The organism is Rhodococcus sp. 7Tela_A2 (genome assembly GCF_049311045.1).
Taxonomy (GTDB): domain Bacteria; phylum Actinomycetota; class Actinomycetes; order Mycobacteriales; family Mycobacteriaceae; genus Rhodococcus.
In genome coordinates, this window is the sequence record NZ_JAXION010000058.1 from 1 (window position 1) to 21,438 (window position 21,438).

Below are 21,438 nucleotides of genomic sequence, written 5' to 3' on the forward strand. Positions count from 1 at the left end.
GGTGGGGGGAGGTGCGGGCCTTGCCGCTGCCGGGGAATCGCTGCAGGCGCGAGTCGAGGTAGGACGTGAGCGCGTCGACGAGTGCGGGCTCGGCGGTGAGGACGCGTTGCTTGTTTCCCTTGCCGTGCAGGGTAATCGACTCGAGTCGACCCGTGTCGTCGAGGTTGCGGAATTCCCCGATATTGAGGGTGACCAGTTCGGACAGGCGGCATCCGGTGAGCAGTGCGGTGAGGACGATTGCGAGGTCGCGCTCTCGCCAGGCGTGTGCGTTGTCGTCCTCGTCTGTGGTCAGCGCGGTGATCAGTTTCTGACCGCGTCCTGATCGAAGGCCTTCGGTACGGTCTTGGCGACCTTGGGGCGCAGGACCGCATCCATCGGGTCGGCAACGATCAGATCCGAGGTGAACAGGTAGCTGCCCAGGGCGTTCCAGGTCGACCAGCAGCGCAGGATCGAGGCTGGGGAGTGCGTGTCGGCGAGAGGTGCGGGAAGCCGGCATGGTTCCCCTGATCGGCCGATTTCTTCGATTCGGTCCTCTGCCGGTCCGGGGCCTGGTCGGTGCTTCGCCTGCGAGGTGGCGGCCCGGGTGGGAACATGGACGGTACCGACCATGTGATTTATCCTGTAATCAGGAGGTGGATGCCATGACAACCGCACACCCACGACCCGACCTCGCCGCCTACAACGACGCCGCCCGAATGACCCAATCGGAGCTGGTCACGGCGCTGCGTGAGCTGCTCGGCGCCAAGCTGGTCGCGTACCTGGGGAAGGTGAAAGAAACCCGCGCTGTGCGCCAGTGGGCAGAAGGCACCCGCACCATCAACAACGACACCGACGTCGAACGCCTCCGTATCGCCTACCGTGTCGCCCGGCTGATCGTCGAGCGCGATACCGCCGCCGTGGCCCAGACCTGGTTCCAGGGTCTGAACCCGATCCTGGACGACCGTCCGCCGGCGCTGCTGCTGCGCGAGGGCGATCTGTCCGATGTCGGCCCGAAGGTCCTTGCCGCTGCCCGGCAGTTCGCGGCGGTCGGATGAACGCACCGGATCGATCGTTGATCTCGACCCCGCGCGGCGATGTCCGCTGCTTCCACGTCGATGGCGTGGTCGCCTACCGCGTTGGCTACCCGCCGACCTCGTGGGAGTGGACACCGTGGGAGTTCGCCACCGACGGGCGCTTCACCGGCCGCTGGGACGATCCTGCGGGGATGTGGCGAACCCTGTACGTCGGCGCGACCCGCCTGTCGTGTTACCTCGAGGTCCTCGCCTACGCGCGCAGGAGCGAGGAGCTCAGCGCCGCGCTCGAGGAGATCGTCGACGACGAGCCAGATGAGTTCCCCACCATCGAACCGGGTCGTATCCCGCGGTCGTGGATGTCGAGCAGGGTCACCGGCAGCGGAGCGATCAGCGGATGGTTCGTCGTGCCCGGCGACACCGAGTCGGTGGCCACCCTGCGAACCCTCTTCCGGCCCCACGCGATCCGGCACGGCCTCCTCGACCTCGACACCGCGGCGATCCGCGACGGCCGCCCGCGCGCCCTCACCCAGGCGATCTCCCAGTGGGTCAACACCCTCTCCGATCCCGACGGTGAGCCGGTGGCCGGCATCCAATTCGACTCCCGGCACGGCGACGGACTGGTGCTCTGGGCGCTGTACGAACGTCCCGGTGACGGACCGGTCAGCAAGAACATCACGGTCCTGGACTACGGCCCCGTCGAGGAACACGACCCCGACCTGATCGAAGCGATGCGCCTGCACAACCTGATCTGGGAGGACGACTGAATCCCCGGCGGCACAGTTGCGCAGCGCAGACAACCACCCCGCGTGGGGGAATCGCAGCTCGGGCGGTGATATAAGAGTGCGTGCCTTATCGGCACCTCGGCGCGGCTCGGTGTTCCGGAATCGTGACAGCGGTGCGCGGTAGCCGCAGGTTTACGTCGCACCCGCCGGGTACTCGGAAGCATGACCGAACACTCGAAAGCTAGCTCTTCCGGCATGCACGTGGTGGTCACCGGCGCGACCGGCAACGTCGGCACCGCAGTGGTTCGCGCCCTCGGGGCGGAACCCGCCGTGGAATCGGTCCTGGGCATTGCCCGTCGCCCGACCGACTGGGCGGTCCCCAAATCGACCTTCGCGCCTGTCGATGTCGCGTCGGACGATCTCGCGGAGACGCTGCGCGGCGCCGACGCGCTCGTCCACCTGGCCTGGCTGTTCCAACCCACGCACAAACCGGAGACGACGTGGGAGAACAACGTGCTGGGCACGATCCGGACACTCACCGCCGCAGCGGAGGCGCAGGTGCCCGTGATCGTGGTGGCGTCGTCTGTCGGGGCCTATTCGCCAGGCCCCACTTCGGATCCCGGAGTCGAGGAACCGCGCGTCGACGAAACGTGGCCCACCCACGGATGGCCGGGCGCGGCGTATCCGAGGGAGAAGGCCTATCTCGAGCGGTGGTACGACGCCTTCGAACTCGAGCATCCGGAGATCCGTCTCGTCCGGATGCGGCCCGGGTTCATCTTCCAGCGACGCTCTGCCACAGCGCAGCGACGGATCTTTGCGGGGCCGTTCGTACCGGGCTCGCTGCTGCCTGCGATTCCGGTCGTTCCGGACATGCCGGGGCTGCGGATGCAGATCCTGCATTCCGACGACGCGGCGGATGCCTACGTGCGTGCCGTCCTGCGGCCCGTCCGGGGTGCGTTCAACATCGCGGCGGATCCGCCGGTCGACGCCCACTCGTTCGCGGAAGTGCTGGGCGCGCGGGTGGTGCCGGTCAAGCGCGGGATCATTCGCTCTGCCGTCGCCGCGGCCTGGCATACCCATCTCGCGCCGGCCGATCCGGGGCTTCTCGATACCGTCCTTCGGCTACCACTGATGGATTGCACGCGCGCTCGGACCGAACTCGGCTGGTCGCCGTCGGCCGAGCCGCTGGATGTGCTCGCGGAGTTCGTCTCCGGGCTGCGGGAAGGTGCCGGAGCGCCGACCCCGCCTTTGGTGGCCGACAGCCTGCGTGGCCGTGTGGAGGAGGTCGCGACGGGGGTGGGTGTGCGTCCCTGATCCGCCCGGCGAGGCTCACTCCGCCGGAAGACCCAACCGGCGATACCGGCCGATTCGGCGGCTGTACCGCCGGTCGGCGGGCTCCCCGGCCAGTTCGGTGAGCTCGCGTGCGACGGCGGCACCGACTCGCTTCACGAATTCCACCGGTTCCTCGCTCGCGTCGGGTCGTTCGGGAATCACCCCGTCCACGATCCCGTCACGCAGCAGGTCCCGCGCGCGGATTCCCTGTGCTTCTGCCATGCGCGGGGCATGGGTGGTGTCGCGGTGCACGATGGCGCTGGCTCCCTCGGGTGGCAGCGGAGCGAGCCACCCGTGTTGCGCGCACAGCACACGGTCGGCGGGCAGCAACGCGAGCGCACCCCCGCCTGTGCCCTGGCCGAGCAGCACCGACACGGTCGGCGTCGACAAGGTCACGAGATCGGATATGCAGCGGGCGATTTCGGGCGCGAGTCCGCGTTCCTCGGCCTCCTTCGACAACGACGCGCCGAGGGTGTCGATGACGAGAACGAGGGGGAGTCGGAGTTCTTCGGCGAGCCGCATTGCGCGACGTGCTTCCCGCAGCGCGCCGGGTCCCATCGTGCTCGACGCGGACTGGCCGGTGCGGTCCTGCCCGAACATCACACACGACACCCCGCGAAAACGCGCCAGCGACAACAACACCGTCTTATCGGACTCGCCTTCCCCGGTACCGGACAGTCGTACCTGAGCCGACGCGGCGTGCCGGAGCAATTCACGGATCCCCGGGCGTTCGGGCCTGCGGCTGAGCATGACCGACTGCCAGGCCGGGATGTCGGGCACGTCGTCGACGGTGGTGACGGCGCGAGAAGTGCTGGTGTCGGGCCGATCCGGTTCGACGAGCACGCGCAGAAGCCGGTGCACCAGTTGCCGGACGCCGCGGAGCGGAACGACTCCGTCGATCACGCCCTTGCGGTAGAGATTTTCCGCGGTCTGCACGCCCTCCGGGAAAGGTTCGTTGTAGAGCGCCTGGTAGACGCGGGGTCCGAGAAAACCGACGAGCGCCCCGGGTTCGGCCACGGTGACGTGCCCGAGCGACCCCCACGACGCGAAGACTCCTCCGGTGGTCGGATTACGCAGATAGACAAGGTAACCCAGGTGCGATGCCTTGTGCTCTGCGACGGCAGCGGCAATCTTCACCATCTGTACGAACGCGAGCGTCCCCTCCTGCATTCGGGTGCCTCCCGAGGTGGGGGAGGCGAGCAGGGGGAGACGCTCGGCGGTGGCGCGTTCGATCGCGGTCACGATCCGCTCGGCCGCCGCGACGCCGATCGACCCTGCGAGGAAGGAGAACTCGCATGCGATCAGCGCCACGCGGCGACCGTGCACTGTGCCCGTTCCGGTGAGAACCGATTCGTCGGTACCGGACTTCTCGGCGGCGCGACGGAGGTCCGCCTGATATTTCTCGTCGGCGTGGACCTTTACCGGGGTGGTATCCCACGAGGTGAAACTTCCCGGGTCGACCACGTTGTCGATGAAATCCTGCGCCGAGATCTTGGTGCCCGCCACGTCGCCTCCACCTGTCGATCATGCTGTGGAACAAACCTATACGAGGCGGGCGCTCGTCCAGCTTCGGTGTACCGCCGTGCGATCAGCGGCCGAGTGCTTCCTTCCACGTCACCGTGCGGCCGATACGCAGGATCGAACGCTGGTAAATCTTCGCCGCTACGAGGCTGAGCAGTGCCGTCGCGGCGACCATGAGCAGTACGGTGCCGACGATCTGTACCGGAGTCGCGACACCTGCCGCGATGCGGAGCGGCATGAGGATTGCCGAGAACGGCGGGATCCAGCTCAGGGTCGTGCTCCACGAGGCTTCCGGGTCGTCGATCGAAGAGAACGCCGCGAAGAACATCGCGATGATGACGATCATCAACGGGCCGGACGTGGAGTTCACGTCTTCCTGCCGCGACACCATCGACCCCGCTGCGGCGTAGAGCACGGCGAAGAACGCGAAGCCGAGGATGAACCAGCCGAGCGTGCCGGCCAGCACACCGATCGCGGTGCCGGTGATGGTGAGCGTCCCGGTGGCGACAGACGCGCCGACACCCACGACGCCGTACGCGGTGAGCTGGAGGAGGCCGACGGCACCGATGCCGAGAATCTTGCCCCACAGTAGCTGCAGCGGCCGGAGGGTGGAGAGCAGAAGTTCGACGACACGCGAGGACTTCTCCTCGACCACGCCCATCGCGACATACGTTCCGAACAGCAGGATCTGCAAGTACAGCAGGAGTACCGAAACGGTCGCCAGGATGATCCGCTGGCCCTGTTCGGGGTCGGGAGGTTCGATGGCCTCGACGACCACGGTTGCGCGAGCAGCGGCCGCAGCGATCTCCGCGGGGTCGACTCCGCGGGTGGACAGCGCCGCGGATTGGGCTTCCTGCACGACCGCGGTATCGATGAGTGCTTTGAGATCGGCGTCGATATCGGACTCGGTGATCGCGGTGACGGTACCGTCACCGCCGGGAACGAGGGCGACGTCGAGGCTGCCCGCACCTACCTGCTCGCGAGCGGCGTCGGCGTCGGGCACGGTGGAGACTTCGATCGGCGTGCCCACGGCGTCGCCGATGGAACCGAGCGTCGTGCCGAGGGTGTAGCCGGAGACGACACCCACGGTGGGGCGGTCGTCCTCGCCGCCGGAAAAGATCGACATCGCGACGATGCCGACGACGATCGCAGCGAGCACGATCGCGTTGCTGATGACGAAGCTCTTCTTCTGCACCTGGGTGACGAATTCGCGGCGCGCCACCAGGCCGATCGCGTGCGAGTTGCTCAGTGGGGCGCTCATGCGGCTACCACCTCTCGGAACAGGTCGGTCAGGGACGGTTGCTGCAAGGAGAACTCGTGTACCGGTCCGGTGGACAGCGCAGTTTTGAGGATCTGCTGGTCGTCGGTGCCCGGCTCGATGGTGAGCACGGTGCGACCCTCTGTGTATTCCGAGCCGGAGACACCCGGCAGGCCGTCGGCCCAGCCGGCGGGGGCGTCGGGAGCGTGCACGACCAGACGGGAAGCACCCTCGGCGCGCAAGTCGTCGACGGCACCGACGACGCGCATGCGTCCATGGACGATGATGCCGACGCGCTCGCACAGTCGCTGTACCAGATCGAGTTGGTGGCTCGAGAAGATCACCGGGACACCGGTGTTCGCCTTCTCGACGAGAACCTCGCTCATGACATCGACGGCGACCGGATCGAGACCCGAGAACGGTTCGTCGAGAACGAGGACGGCGGGATCGTGTATGAGCGCTGCGGCGAGCTGAACGCGCTGCTGATTGCCGAGAGACAGTGAATCGACCGTGTCACCGATCCGCTCGGCGATGCCCAGCCTTTCGGTCCAGCGCTGCATCGCCGCCGTGGCATCGCGCTTCGAAAGCCCGTGCAACCGAGCAAGATAGATCAGTTGGTTACCGACCTTCATCTTCGGATAGAGCCCGCGTTCCTCGGGCATGTACCCGATTGTGCGGCGGACGTCGAGATCGACGGGCTTGCCCGAAAGCCGGACTTCTCCGCCGTCTGCGGCGAGCACTCCCAGCGCGATGCGCATGGTGGTGGTCTTGCCGGCACCGTTGCTGCCGACGAACCCGAACAGTTCACCGGGCTGCACCTCGAAGCTCACCCCGTCGAGGGCGACCGTGGAGCCGTAACGTTTCGAGAGATTGTCGATGGTGAGGGTCATAGTTGGTCCTCCGGGTCGTCGTCGGGTCGGGTCCACGCCAGCAGCACTGCCGGGAGGCATCCACTGAAAAGTATTGCGGCGAGAGCGAATCCACCCGCCGAGTAGCACAGTGCTTTGTGATCGATGAAGTCGAACGGCGGGCTCCACAGGAGCGCGAAGATCGGGATCAAAAGCAGGCTCTGCGCCACCGAGAGGCCGATCGAGCGGGCGCTGTTGCGTTCGGCGATCTCACGCTCGTCGAGGGCATGCCGGGGTGCGTCGGATTGTCGCCCCGAGACGATCTGCAGGCACGTCCACGTGGGCAGGAATACCAACACGACGGCCAGCCACACGATGGCGACGACAGGGAAGAAGTAGGTTGCCACGGAGATGACGAACATCGCCGAGATCAGGGCGACGACGGCACCGGCGAGGATGCGGCGACGGTGCCGGGTGCGCCATGCCGGCAGCCATTTCGCGAATGTGGCCTCGTGCGTGAGGAACCGGCGGGTGCGGTAGTCCTCGTACCGGTCGATGAGCGACGCGGTGGACATGTCAGGCCTCCTTGGTATGGGGTCTGTAGAGCTCGGTCGACAAAGGGGTGAACTCGGTGCGCGAGAAGACCGCTTCGACCGGGAGGCCGAAGACGTCGCAGATCCGGAAAGCGAGATCCAGGCTCGGATAGTGGTCTCCGCGCTCGAGTGCGCCCACCGTTTGGGGGTTCACGTCGATGAGCTCGGCAAGTTGGGCTCGGCTCATGCCGCGTTCCGCACGGAGAACGCGGATGCGGTTGAAGATGGGGAGCGTTTCCCCACGGCGTACCGGACTCATGGAACAAAGTGTTGTAAAAACCCAACGATTTGTCAATACGGAGAACTCGCCCTCCCGCCACGGCCCCGGCGGTCGTGGCGTCAGCACGTGCATCAGAGGGGCTCGAGGCGAGTCTTCAGAAGGCAGAACTCGTTGCCCTCGGGATCGGCGAGCACGTGCCACGACTCGTCGCCCGTCTGTCCGATGTCGGCAGGGCGTGCACCGAGGCTGAGCAGTCGTTCGAGTTCTGCGTCCTGATCACGGTCGGTGGCGTTGACATCGATGTGCAGGCGCGGTTTTGCGGGCTCGGGTTTATCCGTCCGACTCAGGATGATGGTCGGTTGCGCGCCGCCGAATCCTTCGCGTGGTCCTATCTCCAGTCCGTCTTCGTCACGATCGAGCACGACGAAGTCCAGGACCTCGCACCAGAACCGCGCCAGCACCTCGGGTTCCCTGCAGTCGAGCACCAACTCGCTGATTCGACACGCCATGATGAAACCGCCTCCCCCTCGTGGGCGTCGGGGAGGCCACCCGAGATTCGCCGGCCCCCGGCAGCCGAATTGCCCGTGATCGTAGCGACCCGAGTACGACGGGACCGGATTTTCGGGGGAGTCGAGTACCGTCCGATGACCGGCACGAAGCCCACGGCCCCATTCGAGGCGACCCCTGTCAGTCGTCCTGGAAACCGCGGATCCGGTCGAGTTCGCGGCGATCTTTCTTCGTAGGCCGACCCGCGCCGCGATCGCGGATCGGGATCGCCGCGAGAATCTCTTTCGGCGGCGGCGGTGGACTGTGATCGATATAGGCGGTCGCGGCGACGGGCGCACCCACCCGCTTGTTGACCAGTTGCGTGACCTCGACGATCTTTTCGACCCCGTGCGCGCGCACGCGGACCTCGGTGCCGATCGTCACCGGTGTCGACGGCTTCGCTGTCACGCCGTCGACCTTCACGTGCCCGGCGCGGCACGCCGATGCCGCCGCCGACCGCGTCTTGAACAGCCGCACCGACCACGTCCAGCTGTCCACCCGCACGCTTCCGCTCATCTACAGCAACTCCTCGCTCAGCCGTCCGTCCTCGAGCCGCCACCGCCGCGTGCTGCGCGTCGTGTCCAGCATTCTGCGATCGTGCGTCACCAGCAGGAGAGTGCCGTCGAAGCTCTCGACCGCCTGCTCGAGTTGCTCGATCGCCGGGAGATCGAGGTGGTTGGTCGGCTCGTCGAGCACGAGCAGGTTCACACCGCGCGCCTGCAGCAGCGCCAACCCCGCCCGTGTCCGCTCGCCCGGCGACAACGACGCCGCAGGTCGCAGGACATGGTGCCCCTTGAGTCCGAACTTGGCGAGCAGGGTACGTACGTCGGCGTCCGGCCACTCCGGGACCTGCCGGCCGAAAGCTTCGACCAGAGGCTCGTCGCCTTCGAACAGTCCGCGCGCCTGATCGATCTCGCCGACCTGGACTCCGGAACCGAGGCTCGCGCGCCCGGAATCCGGGGTGAGGGTGCCGAGCAGCAATCGCAGCAGTGTGGTTTTCCCCGCCCCGTTCGGGCCCGTGACGATGATCCGGTCCCCCCACTGCACCTGGGTGGTCACCGGACCGAAGGTGAAATCACCGCGTCGCACCGTCGCGTCGTCGAGCGTTGCGACGACCGTGCCGCTGCGCGGTGCCGCCGCGATCTCCATCCGCAGTTCCCATTCCTTGCGGGGTTCCTCGACGACATCGAGGCGTTCGATGCGCCGTTGCGTCTGACGCGCTTTTGCGGCCTGCTTCTCGGTGGCCTCCGCGCGGAATTTCTTTCCGATCTTGTCGTTGTCCTTCGACTTCCGCCGAGCATTCCGTGTTCCGTGTTCGAGCCAGTTGCGCTGCATCTGCGCACGGTCCTCGAGTTGCGACTTGGTGTCGGCGAATTCCTCGTACTCTTCGCGGGCGTGCCGCCGTGCCACCTCGCGCTCGACGAGGTACGCCTCGTAACCGCCGTCGTACACCGAGATCTGCTGCTGGACGGGATCGAGTTCGACGATGCCCGTCACGGTCCGCGCGAGGAATTCGCGGTCGTGGCTCACCACCACCAGAGCGGTGCGTGTCTCCGCGACGAAACGCTCGAGTTGCTCCAGCCCCGCGAGGTCGAGATCGTTGGTGGGTTCGTCGAGAAGCAGCACGTCGTAGCGCGACAGAAGCAGCGCCGCGAGTCCGACGCGCGCCGCCTGCCCGCCGGACAGCCCGGTCATCGGTGCGTCGAGCCCGACCCCGAGTCCCAGATCCGACACGACCTTCTCGGCGCGCTCTGCGAGATCGGCACCGCCGAGCGCGAGCCACCGCTCGAGTGCCGGGGTGTAATCGTCGACATCCGACTCGCCGAGCGCCTCGGCAGCCGCGTTCATGATGTTCTCGGCGTCCGTCACGCCGGTGCGCCGGCCGAGGAAATCCAGGATCGTCTCGCCGGGGACGCGCTCGGGTTCCTGGGCGAGGTATCCGACGGTCGCGTCGGGCGGACTGAGCACGATCGATCCGGTGACGTCCGCGTTCCCCAGCCCGGCCAGTGTCGTGAGCAGCGTCGATTTGCCGGCGCCGTTCGCGCCCACCAGCCCGATCACGTCCCCCGGTGCGACGGTGAGGTCGAGGCCTTCGAACAGCGTGCGTTCGCCTCTCGAGGTGGACAGGCCGCTGATACGTAGTGTTGCGCTCACGTGTCGAGTATCCCGCTGCGACGATTCCGTCTTCCGCCACGGGTCTGTACCGGCCCGGATGTGGTCACGGCCGAGCGCACACTTCGTCGTCGATCTGCGATCCGGCGAAGCCGACGTGTCCCCCGACACCGTGACCGCGCGTCGAATCTGCTCATGCCCCTCGACGTGTGCCAGGCGGGTACCCCGTCGCTACCAGTCGAGGAATCACCCACACCCCGATCGACAGTGCGCAGAGCACGCTGTAGGAGCATCCCCCCAGGAACCTCACCGGTGTGGGCCAGGCGTCCTGCTCGTCCTCACCGGGCCAGGCTCGTCGCGAGAGTGCGCACTGCGTCCCGGGCGGCGGCAAGGCTCTCCGCCGCGAGGCCGGCGAACGGGGCAAGCGGTGTCAGGCGATCGGCGAGCGTGAGTTCCGCCGTCACCACCGATACCGACATGCCGAGCGAGGTGCCGAGGACCTGCATGAGGGGAGGTATGACGAAATCGGTTCCATCGCCCGGAGTTCCGGGAGCGTACGTGTTTCCTCGGCTCGACACGATCACCGCCGGCTTGCCCGCGAGGGGTGCGTCCGAAGTATCGAACGGCACTGTGGTGCCGAGTACGTGGATGTAGTCGATCCAGGCTTTGAGCGAGGACGGCATCGACCAGTTGTACATCGGCGCACCGATCACCACCGCGTCCGCGCCCGTCAGCTCGGCGATCAGTTCGGCTTGCAGACCCTCGGCCGCCGGGTCGGGCCGCTCCGTACCGGTGCGCAGCCGCGCCGCGTAGTGCAGCGCGGCGTCCGGAAGGTGGGGGAGCGGCGATCGGTGCAGATCCCGCTCGATCACCGTGTGACCGGAACCGGTTGCGCGCCAGGTATCGACGAACAACCGAGTCAGTTCGCGTGAGACCGAGGCGTCGAGGTCGGCGGACGAATCGAGGTGCAGAAGTCGAGGCATGTGCCCTCCGGGTTCCGGTGCGGTGTCGCCCCACGCTACGGCGTTCTGCGGATCAGCGGGCGGGGCCGTCTTCGAGAACCACGTCGGCCGTACGAGAACGGCCGTCCCCGTCGAGCCATTCGATCCGGACGGTGTCACCCGGTTTCCGGGTTCGTAGCCGTTGCTCGAGGTCGGTCGTCGACGACACCGTGTCGCCTCCGAAGGAAACGACCACGTCGCCGGCTTCGAGGCCGGCGCGATACGCGGGGGTATCGAACGACACCCACAGCACTTCGGCCCCGCGGTCGGCGCCGTCCGCTCGGGCGGTGGTGACGCCGAGACCGAGTCGTGGTGTGGGGCCGACGTGCACGGTGTCGGTGCCGACCCCGGTCCGGACCTGCTCGACGACGGCGAGAGCCTCCGCGATCGGGACGGCATACGCCTCCGGTGCGGACTCGGACGGTTCTTGCTGCTCACGTTCGATCGCGCCGGCGGTGTTGACTCCGACCACCGCGCCGTAATGGTCGACGAGCGGACCGCCCGAGTCTCCGGGGCGGATCGGGGTGTCGGTCTGCAGCATTCCGGTGAGTCGCTTGCGGGAGCCCTCGGTGGAGTCGCGGACCATCACGCTGCGATCGGCCGCGATGACGGTGCCCGCCGCTGCGACCACGACGCCGCCGCCGTCCGCGTTCCCGAATGCGGTGACGGGAGTTCCTGCCGGTGGCAGAGCGTCGGCGACCGGTGCCGCGGGAAGGCCGTTCGCGGTGCCGAGCTGGAGTACGGCGATGTCGCGTGCACTGTCGTACCCGATGACGTCGACGTCGTAGATCAGTCCCGTCGCCGCGCTCACCGCGGTGATGTCGGTCGCTCCGCTGACCACGTGATGATTGGTCAGCACCGTGCCGTCGGGTGTGAGAACGATTCCCGTTCCGGACGTTCCCGTCCATCCGCGGCTCGCGTCGATGGTCACGACGACCGGCACGGTACGGGCGGCGAGTTCGTCGGGCGCCAGTGGCGTGGGCGGCGGCGCCGGGATCGGTGGCGGCGGGGGAGGGAGCGCGATCTCGACGGCTTCGGGCGCGGAGGCGAGAAGGCTGGTCGCGGCTGCGAACGCGACCACCAGGACCGACCCCCCGCGCCGTCTCACAACGCCGCAGCTCCGGTGGTCAGATGGTCGACGAGTTCACGTGCCGCGGCCCGCCCGGCGCGGTTGGCGCCGATGGTGGACGCGGACGGGCCGTAGCCGACGAGGTGGATTCGCGGGTCGGCGGCGACCTGCGTCGCGAGCCGTCCCGTCATCGTGATTCCCCCGCCGGGATTGCGCAGGCCGAGCGGCGCCAGATGGTCGAGTGAGCTTCGAAAACCGGTGCACCACAGGATTACGTCGACATCGAGGGTTGTTCCGTCGGGCCAGCGGACACCGGTCTCGGTAATTTCGGCGAACATCGGCAACCGGTCGAGCACTTCGCGTTCGCGTGCCGCCCGGATCATGGGTGTGACGGGAAGCCCGGTCACGGAGACGACCGAACCGGGAGGTAATCCGTGGCGCACCCGGTCCTCCACGGCCGCGATTACCGTCCGTCCGAATTCGGGCGTGAATTCCTCGTCGCGCCAGACGGGTTCGCGTCGAGTCACCCACGTGGTGGTGGTGACGAACGAGATCTCGTCGAGCAACTGCACCGCGGAGATTCCCCCGCCCACGACGAGCACGTGCCGTCCACGGAACTGCTCGGCGTCGCGGTAGTCCTTCGTGTGGAGTTGCTGCCCCCGGAACCGCGCCGCACCCGGATACCACGGGACGAACGGGTGTTCCCAGGTGCCGGTCGCGTTGATGAGTCCCCGCGCCGAGTACACGCCGGTATCGGTCTCCACCCGCAGGCGTTCGCCCCGGTTGCACACCACCGTGACCTGAACGGGGCGGTGTACGGGAAGGTCGAACTCCTTCTCGTAGGCGCCGTAGTACGCGGGCACCGCCGACGACGCGGGCACTTCACCGGAGCCGGTGTCGACCGCGTCGGAGAACGCGGACCCGGGCAGGTCGTGCAGGCCGTTGACGGTGTTCAACGTGAGGGAAGGCCACCGGTGCTGCCACGCGCCGCCGGGGCCGAACGACCGGTCGAACACCACGAACCCCGTTTCGGGTTCGAGCCCGAACCGCCGCAGGTAATACGCGGCCGACAGGCCTGCCTGCCCGGCACCGATCACGACGACGTCGACGGGCGTCGTGTTCTCCGTGTTGCCTTCGGACGTCATCACCGGCCTCTCCGCAGATGGTTGCCCTCCATCATGCCGTGACATCGGGAGGCGTGCCCTGTGAACCCGGCACCGGCGATGATCCAAAAATGTGATATCACTTTGACATCGCATTCGTGCCCGGAAGGATCCCCATGGAAACAGCAGAGTCCACCACCTCGTCGGAACGCCCGGGACGCTCGTCCAACGGCTGGCCCGTACTTGCCGCCGCACTCGTCGCCGCCGCACTGGCGTCCGCACTGATCGTGTGGGCCGCGGTCGAGATCAACGTTCCGCTGATCGTGGTGGGATCCGTCATCGCGGTCATCGCTCTCGTCGCGCTCGCCGGCCTGATTCTCGTCGAGCCCAACGAAGCCCGCGTGCTCCAATTGCTCGGGGGCTCGTACGCAGGCACTCTCCGCGAACCGGGCCTGCGGTGGATGAATCCGCTCAACTCCCGTCGCAAGATCTCCACGCGCATCCGAAACCACGAGACGGCAAGGGCGAAGGTCAACGATGCGGACGGCAACCCCATCGACATCTCGGCGGTGATCGTGTGGCAGGTCGAGGACACCGCGCGGGCGGTCTTCGACGTGGACGACTTCGAGGAGTTCGTCGCCGTCCAGACCGAGGCCGCGGTGCGTCACATCGCCGGGAGTTACCCGTATGACGGTGCGCCCGAGGCGATGTCGCTGCGGCAGAACGCCGACGAGATCACCACGAAGCTGTCGTCCGAGGTGCATGCTCGCGTCCGGTCGGCCGGCGTGCGCGTGATCGAGACCCGCATCAACCAACTCGCCTACGCCCCGGAGATCGCACAGGCGATGCTGCGCCGTCAGCAGGCCGGCGCCGTGATCGCCGCCCGGGAACAGATCGTGCACGGCGCCGTCTCCATGGTCGGTACCGCCCTCGAGCGCCTCGAGGCCGAGCACACCGTCATGCTCGACGAGGACCGCAAGGCCGCGATGGTCTCCAACCTGCTCGTCGTACTGTGTGGCGATCAGAGTGCCCAGCCCGTTCTCAACACGGGATCGCTGTACCAGTAGGGAATTCGGCATGCCCGAACGCAAGAAGGTCTTGTTGCGGCTCGACCCGGCGGTCCACGACGCGCTCGCGCGCTGGGCCGCCGACGAGTTGCGCAGCACCAACGCCCAGATCGAATTCCTCCTGCGCCGCGCGTTGGCCGAGGCCGGGCGGGCACCGCGCGACGCGGGCAGGATGCGTGGTCCCGGACGACCCCGCGCTCAGGAGTCGCGCGGTACGGGCGACACAATGGAATGATCGTTGGGCATTGACGGAAGGGTGCCAGATACATGATCGGGATCAACCGCGACGGTGACGTCGTCACGCTGGAATTGCAGCGCGAAGAACGCCGGAACGCGCTCAATTCGCAGTTGTGCATCGAGATCCGCGATGCGGTCGAACAGGCAGTCGGCGACGATGCCCGGGTAGTCGTGATCACGGGCCGCGGAACGAGCTTCTGCGCCGGCGCCGACCTGTCCGGCGACGTCTATGCCGCCGGGTTCCTCGACAACCTCGGCGACATGCTGCAGACGATCGAAAGCGCACCGGTTCCCGTGATCGCGGCGATCAACGGACCCGCCATCGGAGCGGGCACCCAGCTCGCGCTGGCCTCGGACCTGCGAGTGGTGGCCCCGGGCGCGAGGTTCGCGGTGCCCGCAGCGCGTCTCGGGATCTCGGTGGACCGATGGACGGTGCGACGGCTGGCGTCACTCGTCGGCGGTGGCCCGGCCCGGACCGTCCTGCTCGCTGCCGAACCCATCGACGCCGAGGAAGCGCTGGCTCGCGGCCTCGCCAACAGGATCGGCGACCTCGCGGCCGCGCAGGCGTGGGCGCAGGAGATCGCGAAGCTCGCGCCGCTGTCGCTGCAAGCACAGAAGCTGTTCCTCAACGACGACGGCACCCGCGACGACAGCACACCCGAGCAGACGGCAGCGCTGGCCGCTGCGTGGCTCAGCGAGGACGCCCAGGAAGCCAGGCTTGCCCGCGCGGGCGGCCGCGACCCGATCTTCCGCGGCCGATGAGGGCCCGGCAGGCCGCGTCGTCCGCGCTCGCCGGCGCAGGTGCGCTCTGGTTCGCTCGTGCTGCACGGGGCCTGCCGAGTTCGATCGGGGCTTCCGTCTCCGACATCCGGCCTTACGCCGCAGGATCGCCGCACTATCGCAACGGGCGGTTCCACAACACCGATCCCGCGTCCGTGCTCGATCCCGACGACAGCGGCGGACTCCTGAAGGACATGCTCACCCGCGGTTCCCGTGGAACCCCGCGCAGCGACGTGCCCGTCGCACCGTCGCTCGCGCCGGTCGACGCCGCCGAACTCGCCGTCACCTGGTTCGGGCATTCCAGTGCCCTCCTCGAGATCGACGGCTACCGGGTGCTCTGCGATCCGGTATGGAGCGACCGGGTCTCCCCGTCGCCGACCGTCGGCCCGAAGCGGATGCATCCCGTGCCCGTCGAACTCCAGGCGCTGCCCGCCGCCGACGCGATCGTCATCTCGCACGACCACTACGACCACCTCGATCGGGTCACGGTCGAAGCCCTCGCCGCCCTGCAGCCCGAGGCCCGGTTCGTCGTGCCCCTGGGGATCGGTGCCCACCTGCGACGGTGGAAGGTCGCCGAGAACCGGATCGTCGAACTCGACTGGGATCAGCACGTCGAGATCGACGGTCTGCGCATCACGTGCACCGAGGCCCGGCACTTCTCCGGCCGCGGTCTGCAGCGCGACATCACTCTGTGGTCGTCCTGGGTGATCGCGGGTCCGACCCGCCGCGCGTTCTTCGGCGGCGACACCGGTTACACGCGGCGCTTCGCGGACCTCGGCGACAAGTACGGGCCGTTCGACCTGACATTGCTGCCCGTCGGCGCGTACGACCGGCGCTGGCCCGACGTCCACATGGACCCCGAAGAAGCCGTGCGCACGCACCTCGACCTCGGCGGCACCGAGCGTCGCGACAGCCTGCTCGTCCCCGTGCACTGGGGGACGTTCAACCTCGCCCTGCACTCGTGGTCCGAGCCGATCGCGCGCCTGCTCCCGGCTGCGCAGGAGGTGGGCGTCGCGACCGCCGTGCCGATGCCCGGGCAGCGGATCGACGCTCTCCGCCCCGTCGCGCGCGACCCGTGGTGGATCCCACTCGGCTGACGCAGCCTCCGGGGGAACAGGGGCGCCGCCCGGTGGAATACGCTCATTGGTTATGGCAGGAGAAGAGCCCACCGCGGTAGTCGAGACGAGTGACACGCTCACCGACGACCCCGCATATCTCGAGCACGGGCTGGCCACCGAACAGGTCGCCGAACGAGTCGCCCGCGGGCAGACCAATGACGTCCCCGACCGCGCGTCCCGTTCGGTCAAGGACATCGTCCGTGCCAACGTCTTCACGCGGATCAACGCGATTCTGGGCGTCCTGCTGCTGATCGTGCTCGCGACCGGCTCGATCGTCGACGGCATGTTCGGCCTGCTCATCGTGGCGAACAGTTCCATCGGCATCATCCAGGAAGTCCGCGCCAAGCGGACCCTGGACAAACTCGCGATCGTCAGCCAGACCAGGCCGGTAGTGCGCCGCAACGGCAGCAGCGGCGAGCTGCCCCCGCGCGAGGTCGTGCTCGACGACATCATCGAACTCGGTCCCGGCGATCAGCTCGTCGTCGACGGCACCGTCGTGGAGTCGGCCGGGCTCGAACTCGACGAGTCCTTGCTCACCGGTGAATCCGACCCCGTGCACAAGGACCCGGGGACATCGGTGATGTCGGGCAGCTTCGTGTCCTCGGGGACCGGCGCCTACCGGGCGACGAAGGTCGGACGGGACGCGTACGCGGCGCGGCTCGCGGAGGAGGCCAGCAAGTTCACGCTGGTCCACTCGGAGCTGAACGCGGGCATCAACAAGATCCTCAAGCTCATCACCTACCTGATGATTCCCGCGGGCCTGCTCATCATCTTCAACCAGCTGTTCTCGAGCGGTGAAGCCCTCGGACCCTCGCTGAGCGGCATGGTCGCGGCGCTGGTGCCGATGGTGCCCGAAGGCCTGGTCCTCATGACCTCCATCGCGTTCGCGGTCGGCGTCGTCCGGCTGGGCCGCCGCCAGTGCCTCGTGCAGGAGCTTCCCGCGATCGAGGGACTGGCACGCGTCGACATCGTGTGTGCGGACAAGACCGGAACTCTCACCGAGAACGGCATGCGGCTCGCCGACGTCGAACTCGTCGAGAGCCCCGGCGGAACCGACCTCGACGCTGCCCGGACCGCGCTGGCTGCCCTGGCCTGCGACGACCCCCGCCCGAACGCGAGCGTGCTCGCGATCGCCGAGGCGTTTCCCGACGGCCCCGATTGGGGCAAGCCCACCGCGATCGCACCGTTCTCCTCGGCGAAGAAGTGGAGCGGCCAGTCGTACGGGGCACACGGCAACTGGCTGCTCGGCGCGTGCGACGTGCTCCTCGATTCGGGAACACCGACGGCGCGGCGCGCGGAAGAACTCGGAGCCCAGGGGCTGCGCGTGCTGCTGCTCGCCCGCAGCGACCGGCCCGTCGACGACGCACTCGCACCCGGAACCGTCGCGCCCGTCGCCCTGGTCGTGCTCGAGCAGCGGGTGCGGACCGATGCGAAGGCCACGCTCGAGTACTTCGCGGAACAGCACGTCGACGTCAAGGTCATCTCCGGCGACAACGCCGTGTCTGTGGGAGCGGTCGCGTCGTCACTCGGCCTGCCGCACGGCGACAGCCCGATCGACGCGCGCACACTGCCCGACGATCGCGAGCAACTCGCCGACATCGCCGAAGCATCGACGACCTTCGGGCGCGTACGTCCCGACCAGAAACGCGCCATGGTCGGTGCGCTGCAGTCGCGCGGCCACACCGTCGCGATGACCGGAGACGGGGTCAACGACGTCCTCGCGCTCAAGGACGCGGACATCGGAGTCGCCATGGGCTCGGGCAGCCCCGCAGCGCGGTCCGTCGCGCAGATCGTCTTGCTCGACAACAAGTTCGCGACGTTGCCCTACGTCGTCGGTGAGGGCCGCCGCGTCATCGGCAACATCGAACGCGTCTCGAATCTGTTCCTCACCAAAACCGTGTACTCGGTGCTGCTCGCATTCTTCATCGGTGCGTCGGGGGTGCTGGCCCCGATCTTCGACTTCGATCCGCTGCCGTACCCGTTCCTGCCGCGGCACGTGACGATCGCCGCGTGGTTCACCATCGGTATCCCGGCGTTCCTGCTGTCGCTCGCTCCCAACAACGAGCGGGCACGACCGGGTTTCGTGTCGCGGGTGATGCGCCTGGCCATCCCGTCGGGCGTGATCGTCGGTGTCGCGACCTTCGTCTGCTACCTCCTCGTCTACGCGGGACCGGACCAGACCGAGGCACAGAAGGTGCAGGCCGGGACGTCCGCGCTCATCACCCTGATCATGATCGCCCTGTGGGTGCTGGCCGTGGTGGCACGGCCGTACCAATGGTGGAAGATCGCACTGATCGCGGGAGCCGTGCTCGGCTACGTCGTGCTGTTCTCGGTGCCGTTCTGCCGGGAGTTCTTCGCGCTCGACCCGTCGAACGTCGCGTACTCCACCATCGCGTTCACCTGCGGTGCGATCGGTGTGCTTCTCGTCGAGGCCTGCTGGTGGGTAACGGGTCGCATCCACGGTGAGCGCCGGCGTCTGTTCGCATCTCGGGAGGACCTGCCCGGAGCGCCGTGACCTGTGGGACGCTGGTCGTAGTCCAACGGAAGGACACGCCATGGGACTCATGGACACCGTCAAGGGACTGCTCGGCAAGGGCAAGGGTTACGCCGCACAGAACTCCGACAAGGTCGACGGGTACATCGAGAAGGCGGGCCACATCGCCGACTCCAAGACCCGCGGAAAATACTCGCAGCACATCGGCAAGGCGCAGGACGCGGCGCGCAAGCACCTCGGCAGCGAAAACCCCGCTGCCGGAAACCCGGCTGCCGAAAACCCCGCCACAGACGCTTCGGCATCGGATCCGCGGCCCGGGTCACCGCCCGCCGGTCCACAGCCCGATCCGCCGGCCGATCCTCGCCCGGGGGGCGGTCCGGGCCCGGCTACCCCGCCGGGCACCACACCCTGACCCGGCCGGGGCGGTGACCGGTTCATCACCCCGGCTCTCGCTGTGTCACGCTTTGTTCGCTCGATCATCGAACAAAGGGGTTCCCGCATGGGATTCATGGACAGCGTCAAGGGCATCGTGGACAAGGGCAAGCAGTTCGCGGCCGAGAATCCCGACAAGGTGAACAGCGCCATCGACAAGGTCGGGGACGTCGCGGACAGCAAGACCGGCGGCAAGTTCGCCGGGCAGGTCGATTCCGCGCAGAGTGCAGTGAAGAAGGCCCTCGGCACCAAGTGACGACGTGACCGGAGGGCGCGCCCCACGGGCGGCGTAGGGGGAGAATCGGTCCCGTGAACGGGACCATGATTCTGCTCGTCGTCATCGCGGCCATCGCCGTCACAGGACTGGCGAACAGGGGAAACCTGCAGGGTCCACTGGTTCTCGTCATCATCGGCGCGATCGCGTCGTTCCTGCCCGGCCTGCCGCGGCTCGAGCTGGAACCGGACGTACTGCTCGGGGTCGTGCTGCCCCCGTTGCTGTACTCGGCGGCGCTGAAGTTCTCCGTTCCCACGTTCCGGCGTTATCTCACACCGATCCTCAGACTCGGGATCGTCACGGTGCTGGCGACGGCGTTCGCGGTGGCATTCTTCGCGAACTGGCTGGTTCCGGACCTCACGTTCGGTGCCGCGCTGGTCCTGGGGGCGGTGGTTGCGCCCACCGACGCGGTCAGCGCGGTCGCGGTGGGGCAGAAACTCGGACTGCCCAAACGCGTCATCTCCATCCTCACCGGTGAAGGACTCGTCAACGATGCGACCGCACTGACGCTGTTCGCGGTGGCGATCGCCATGGTTGCGGGAACCCCGGTGTTCGCCGATTCACCGGTGCTGTTCTTCGCATACGGAGTCGTCGGCGGCGTCGCGGTGGGTCTGGTCCTCGCGGCAGTGGTGCACTGGGTCCGCGGCCGCATGTTCGACTCGCCGCTGGAAACTGCTCTCGGGCTGGTCCTTCCGTTCGCTGCCTATCTCGTCGCCGAGGAGATCCACGCGTCCGGGGTGCTCGCAGTGGTCGCGGCGGGCCTGTACATCGGGCACCGGGCCACCGACACCGCGGTCACCACGCGGTTACAGGAACGCTTCGTGTGGGAGAGCGTCGACATCCTGCTCGAAATGTTCGTCTTCGCTTACATGGGCCTGCAACTGAAATTCGTCCTGGACGAAGTCGCCGACACCGGCCTCGACGTGGTGCCGGTGTTGCTCTATTCCGTTGCGGTGCTGGCGGTGGTCATACTCGTCCGCCCGATCTGGGGCTTTCTGAACTGGGGCCGCCGCCGGGCGGTGCGCACGGCCGGGTTCACCCGCCTCGGCCGCGACCCCCTCACCTACCGCGAGCACATCGTGGTGTCGTGGGCGGGGATGCGCGGGGTCGTCACCCTTGCCGCAGCCGGCGGTGTGCCGGCGGTCCTCGGGTCTGGGGAGCCGTTCCCGGGACGGGAGCTCATCCACCTGGCCGCGCTGGTCGTGGCGGTGGGCACGCTGCTCATCCAGGGCGCCACCATGCCGATGCTGATCCGGCGGCTCGACGTCGTCGATCCGTACGAACGCCTTCGCGCCACAGAGCAACGCGAACTGGCCCGCACGATCACGGCGAACGCTGCGAAAGAAGAGATCGCAACCTTGGAGAAGGATCCGCCGGGCGGGTTCGACCCGGACGCGGTGCGCCGGATCCTCGAACGCGTGCGACGATCCGTCAAGGCCCGCGTCGACGCGCGACAGGTCGAGTCCGAGGACGACACCGAGGCCGGTGTCGACGCCGGCGCACTGTTCGACGAGTTCCGACGCGCCGTGCTCCGCGCCCAGCGCACCGCGCTCATCGCGGCACGAGACGACGGCACGCTGGACGACGAGAGTCTGCGGGCCGAACTCGAGAGTCTGGACATCGAGGAAGCCGCCGCGGAGGAACGGGTCGAACGTCGCGGCAGAACGGGAAACGGGACGCCCCCGCCGTGATCGACGC

General features: G+C 67.8%; 24 protein-coding genes. 11 read left to right on the forward strand and 13 right to left on the reverse strand.

Annotated elements, in window-relative coordinates:
• Window positions 1-304: tyrosine-type recombinase/integrase (locus tag TVH25_RS12435; RefSeq protein WP_422424314.1), on the reverse strand; the 304-nt coding region annotated here is incomplete at its 3' end.
• A complete protein-coding gene (locus TVH25_RS12440) occupies window positions 301-609 on the reverse strand; it encodes a hypothetical protein (RefSeq protein ID WP_422424316.1) in 309 nt (102 codons plus the stop codon). The genes TVH25_RS12435 and TVH25_RS12440, both read right to left, overlap by 4 nt.
• 32 nt (window positions 610-641) lie before the next feature.
• Between TVH25_RS12440 and TVH25_RS12445 the strand changes: the two genes are divergently transcribed.
• The 3 genes from TVH25_RS12445 to TVH25_RS12455 all read left to right on the forward strand — a co-directional run bounded on the left by TVH25_RS12445 (window position 642) and on the right by TVH25_RS12455 (window position 3,049).
• On the forward strand, window positions 642-1,034 hold the full coding sequence (locus TVH25_RS12445; RefSeq protein WP_169621156.1) for a hypothetical protein: 393 nt from the start codon (window positions 642-644) through the stop codon (window positions 1,032-1,034).
• Window positions 1,031-1,777, forward strand: coding sequence for an RES domain-containing protein (locus TVH25_RS12450; RefSeq protein WP_378528858.1), 747 nt, complete (start codon window positions 1,031-1,033; stop codon window positions 1,775-1,777). The genes TVH25_RS12445 and TVH25_RS12450 overlap by 4 nt, the downstream gene beginning before the upstream one ends.
• A gap of 180 nt (window positions 1,778-1,957) precedes the next feature.
• The gene (locus TVH25_RS12455) at window positions 1,958-3,049 is read left to right on the forward strand and encodes an NAD-dependent epimerase/dehydratase family protein (protein WP_422424305.1); all 1,092 of its coding nucleotides are present in this window, start codon (window positions 1,958-1,960) and stop codon (window positions 3,047-3,049) included.
• Between the two features lie 15 nt (window positions 3,050-3,064).
• Here TVH25_RS12455 and TVH25_RS12460 read toward each other — a convergent pair whose 3' ends face one another.
• The 11 genes from TVH25_RS12460 to TVH25_RS12510 form a co-directional block, all read right to left on the reverse strand.
• Window positions 3,065-4,573, reverse strand: coding sequence for a carboxyl transferase domain-containing protein (locus TVH25_RS12460; RefSeq protein ID WP_422424306.1), 1,509 nt, complete (start codon window positions 4,571-4,573; stop codon window positions 3,065-3,067).
• Between the two features lie 82 nt (window positions 4,574-4,655).
• The gene (locus TVH25_RS12465; RefSeq protein WP_169651881.1) at window positions 4,656-5,849 is read right to left on the reverse strand and encodes an ABC transporter permease; all 1,194 of its coding nucleotides are present in this window, start codon (window positions 5,847-5,849) and stop codon (window positions 4,656-4,658) included.
• Window positions 5,846-6,736 carry an ABC transporter ATP-binding protein gene (locus tag TVH25_RS12470; protein WP_169621152.1) on the reverse strand — a complete coding sequence of 297 codons (891 nt, stop codon included), beginning with the start codon at window positions 6,734-6,736 and terminating at the stop codon, window positions 5,846-5,848. The genes TVH25_RS12465 and TVH25_RS12470 overlap by 4 nt, the downstream gene beginning before the upstream one ends.
• The gene (locus tag TVH25_RS12475; RefSeq protein ID WP_169621151.1) at window positions 6,733-7,269 is read right to left on the reverse strand and encodes a hypothetical protein; all 537 of its coding nucleotides are present in this window, start codon (window positions 7,267-7,269) and stop codon (window positions 6,733-6,735) included. Before TVH25_RS12475 ends, TVH25_RS12470 begins: the two co-directional genes overlap by 4 nt.
• A gap of 1 nt (window position 7,270) precedes the next feature.
• Window positions 7,271-7,546 carry a helix-turn-helix transcriptional regulator gene (locus TVH25_RS12480; protein WP_378601923.1) on the reverse strand — a complete coding sequence of 92 codons (276 nt, stop codon included), beginning with the start codon at window positions 7,544-7,546 and terminating at the stop codon, window positions 7,271-7,273.
• A 92-nt stretch (window positions 7,547-7,638) separates the two neighbouring features.
• Complete coding sequence (locus TVH25_RS12485) at window positions 7,639-8,016, reverse strand: VOC family protein (RefSeq protein ID WP_169651879.1); 378 nt, start codon at window positions 8,014-8,016, stop codon at window positions 7,639-7,641.
• Between the two features lie 178 nt (window positions 8,017-8,194).
• Window positions 8,195-8,569 carry an RNA-binding S4 domain-containing protein gene (locus TVH25_RS12490; protein WP_422424307.1) on the reverse strand — a complete coding sequence of 125 codons (375 nt, stop codon included), beginning with the start codon at window positions 8,567-8,569 and terminating at the stop codon, window positions 8,195-8,197.
• Window positions 8,570-10,207, reverse strand: coding sequence for an ATP-binding cassette domain-containing protein (locus TVH25_RS12495; protein WP_169651878.1), 1,638 nt, complete (start codon window positions 10,205-10,207; stop codon window positions 8,570-8,572).
• A gap of 296 nt (window positions 10,208-10,503) precedes the next feature.
• Window positions 10,504-11,148 carry an FMN-dependent NADH-azoreductase gene (locus TVH25_RS12500; RefSeq protein WP_422424308.1) on the reverse strand — a complete coding sequence of 215 codons (645 nt, stop codon included), beginning with the start codon at window positions 11,146-11,148 and terminating at the stop codon, window positions 10,504-10,506.
• Between the two features lie 52 nt (window positions 11,149-11,200).
• Window positions 11,201-12,274 (reverse strand): S1C family serine protease, encoded by a 1,074-nt coding sequence (locus TVH25_RS12505; protein ID WP_422424310.1) that lies wholly within the window; start codon window positions 12,272-12,274, stop codon window positions 11,201-11,203.
• The gene (locus tag TVH25_RS12510; RefSeq protein WP_422424315.1) at window positions 12,271-13,380 is read right to left on the reverse strand and encodes an NAD(P)-binding domain-containing protein; all 1,110 of its coding nucleotides are present in this window, start codon (window positions 13,378-13,380) and stop codon (window positions 12,271-12,273) included. The genes TVH25_RS12505 and TVH25_RS12510 overlap by 4 nt, the downstream gene beginning before the upstream one ends.
• A gap of 134 nt (window positions 13,381-13,514) precedes the next feature.
• Here TVH25_RS12510 and TVH25_RS12515 point away from each other — a divergent pair, with 134 nt between their 5' ends.
• The 8 genes from TVH25_RS12515 (at window position 13,515) to TVH25_RS12550 (ending at window position 21,431) form a co-directional block, all read left to right on the forward strand.
• Window positions 13,515-14,405 carry an SPFH domain-containing protein gene (locus tag TVH25_RS12515; protein ID WP_169651875.1) on the forward strand — a complete coding sequence of 297 codons (891 nt, stop codon included), beginning with the start codon at window positions 13,515-13,517 and terminating at the stop codon, window positions 14,403-14,405.
• A 10-nt stretch (window positions 14,406-14,415) separates the two neighbouring features.
• Window positions 14,416-14,640, forward strand: a complete 225-nt coding sequence (locus TVH25_RS12520) for a hypothetical protein (RefSeq protein ID WP_169621143.1) — start codon at window positions 14,416-14,418, stop codon at window positions 14,638-14,640.
• A gap of 32 nt (window positions 14,641-14,672) precedes the next feature.
• Window positions 14,673-15,404 carry an enoyl-CoA hydratase gene (locus TVH25_RS12525; RefSeq protein WP_169621142.1) on the forward strand — a complete coding sequence of 244 codons (732 nt, stop codon included), beginning with the start codon at window positions 14,673-14,675 and terminating at the stop codon, window positions 15,402-15,404.
• Window positions 15,401-16,519: an MBL fold metallo-hydrolase gene (locus TVH25_RS12530; RefSeq protein WP_422424311.1), complete on the forward strand. Its 1,119-nt coding sequence runs from the start codon at window positions 15,401-15,403 to the stop codon at window positions 16,517-16,519. The genes TVH25_RS12525 and TVH25_RS12530 overlap by 4 nt, the downstream gene beginning before the upstream one ends.
• Window positions 16,520-16,571: 52 nt before the next feature.
• Window positions 16,572-19,055 (forward strand): HAD-IC family P-type ATPase, encoded by a 2,484-nt coding sequence (locus tag TVH25_RS12535; protein ID WP_296549417.1) that lies wholly within the window; start codon window positions 16,572-16,574, stop codon window positions 19,053-19,055.
• Between the two features lie 40 nt (window positions 19,056-19,095).
• A complete protein-coding gene (locus TVH25_RS12540) occupies window positions 19,096-19,446 on the forward strand; it encodes an antitoxin (protein ID WP_422424312.1) in 351 nt (116 codons plus the stop codon).
• Window positions 19,447-19,533: 87 nt separating this feature from the next.
• A complete protein-coding gene (locus tag TVH25_RS12545) occupies window positions 19,534-19,722 on the forward strand; it encodes an antitoxin (RefSeq protein WP_169621138.1) in 189 nt (62 codons plus the stop codon).
• 53 nt (window positions 19,723-19,775) lie between these two features.
• A complete protein-coding gene (locus TVH25_RS12550; protein WP_422424313.1) occupies window positions 19,776-21,431 on the forward strand; it encodes a Na+/H+ antiporter in 1,656 nt (551 codons plus the stop codon).
• Window positions 21,432-21,438: the final 7 nt, after the last annotated feature.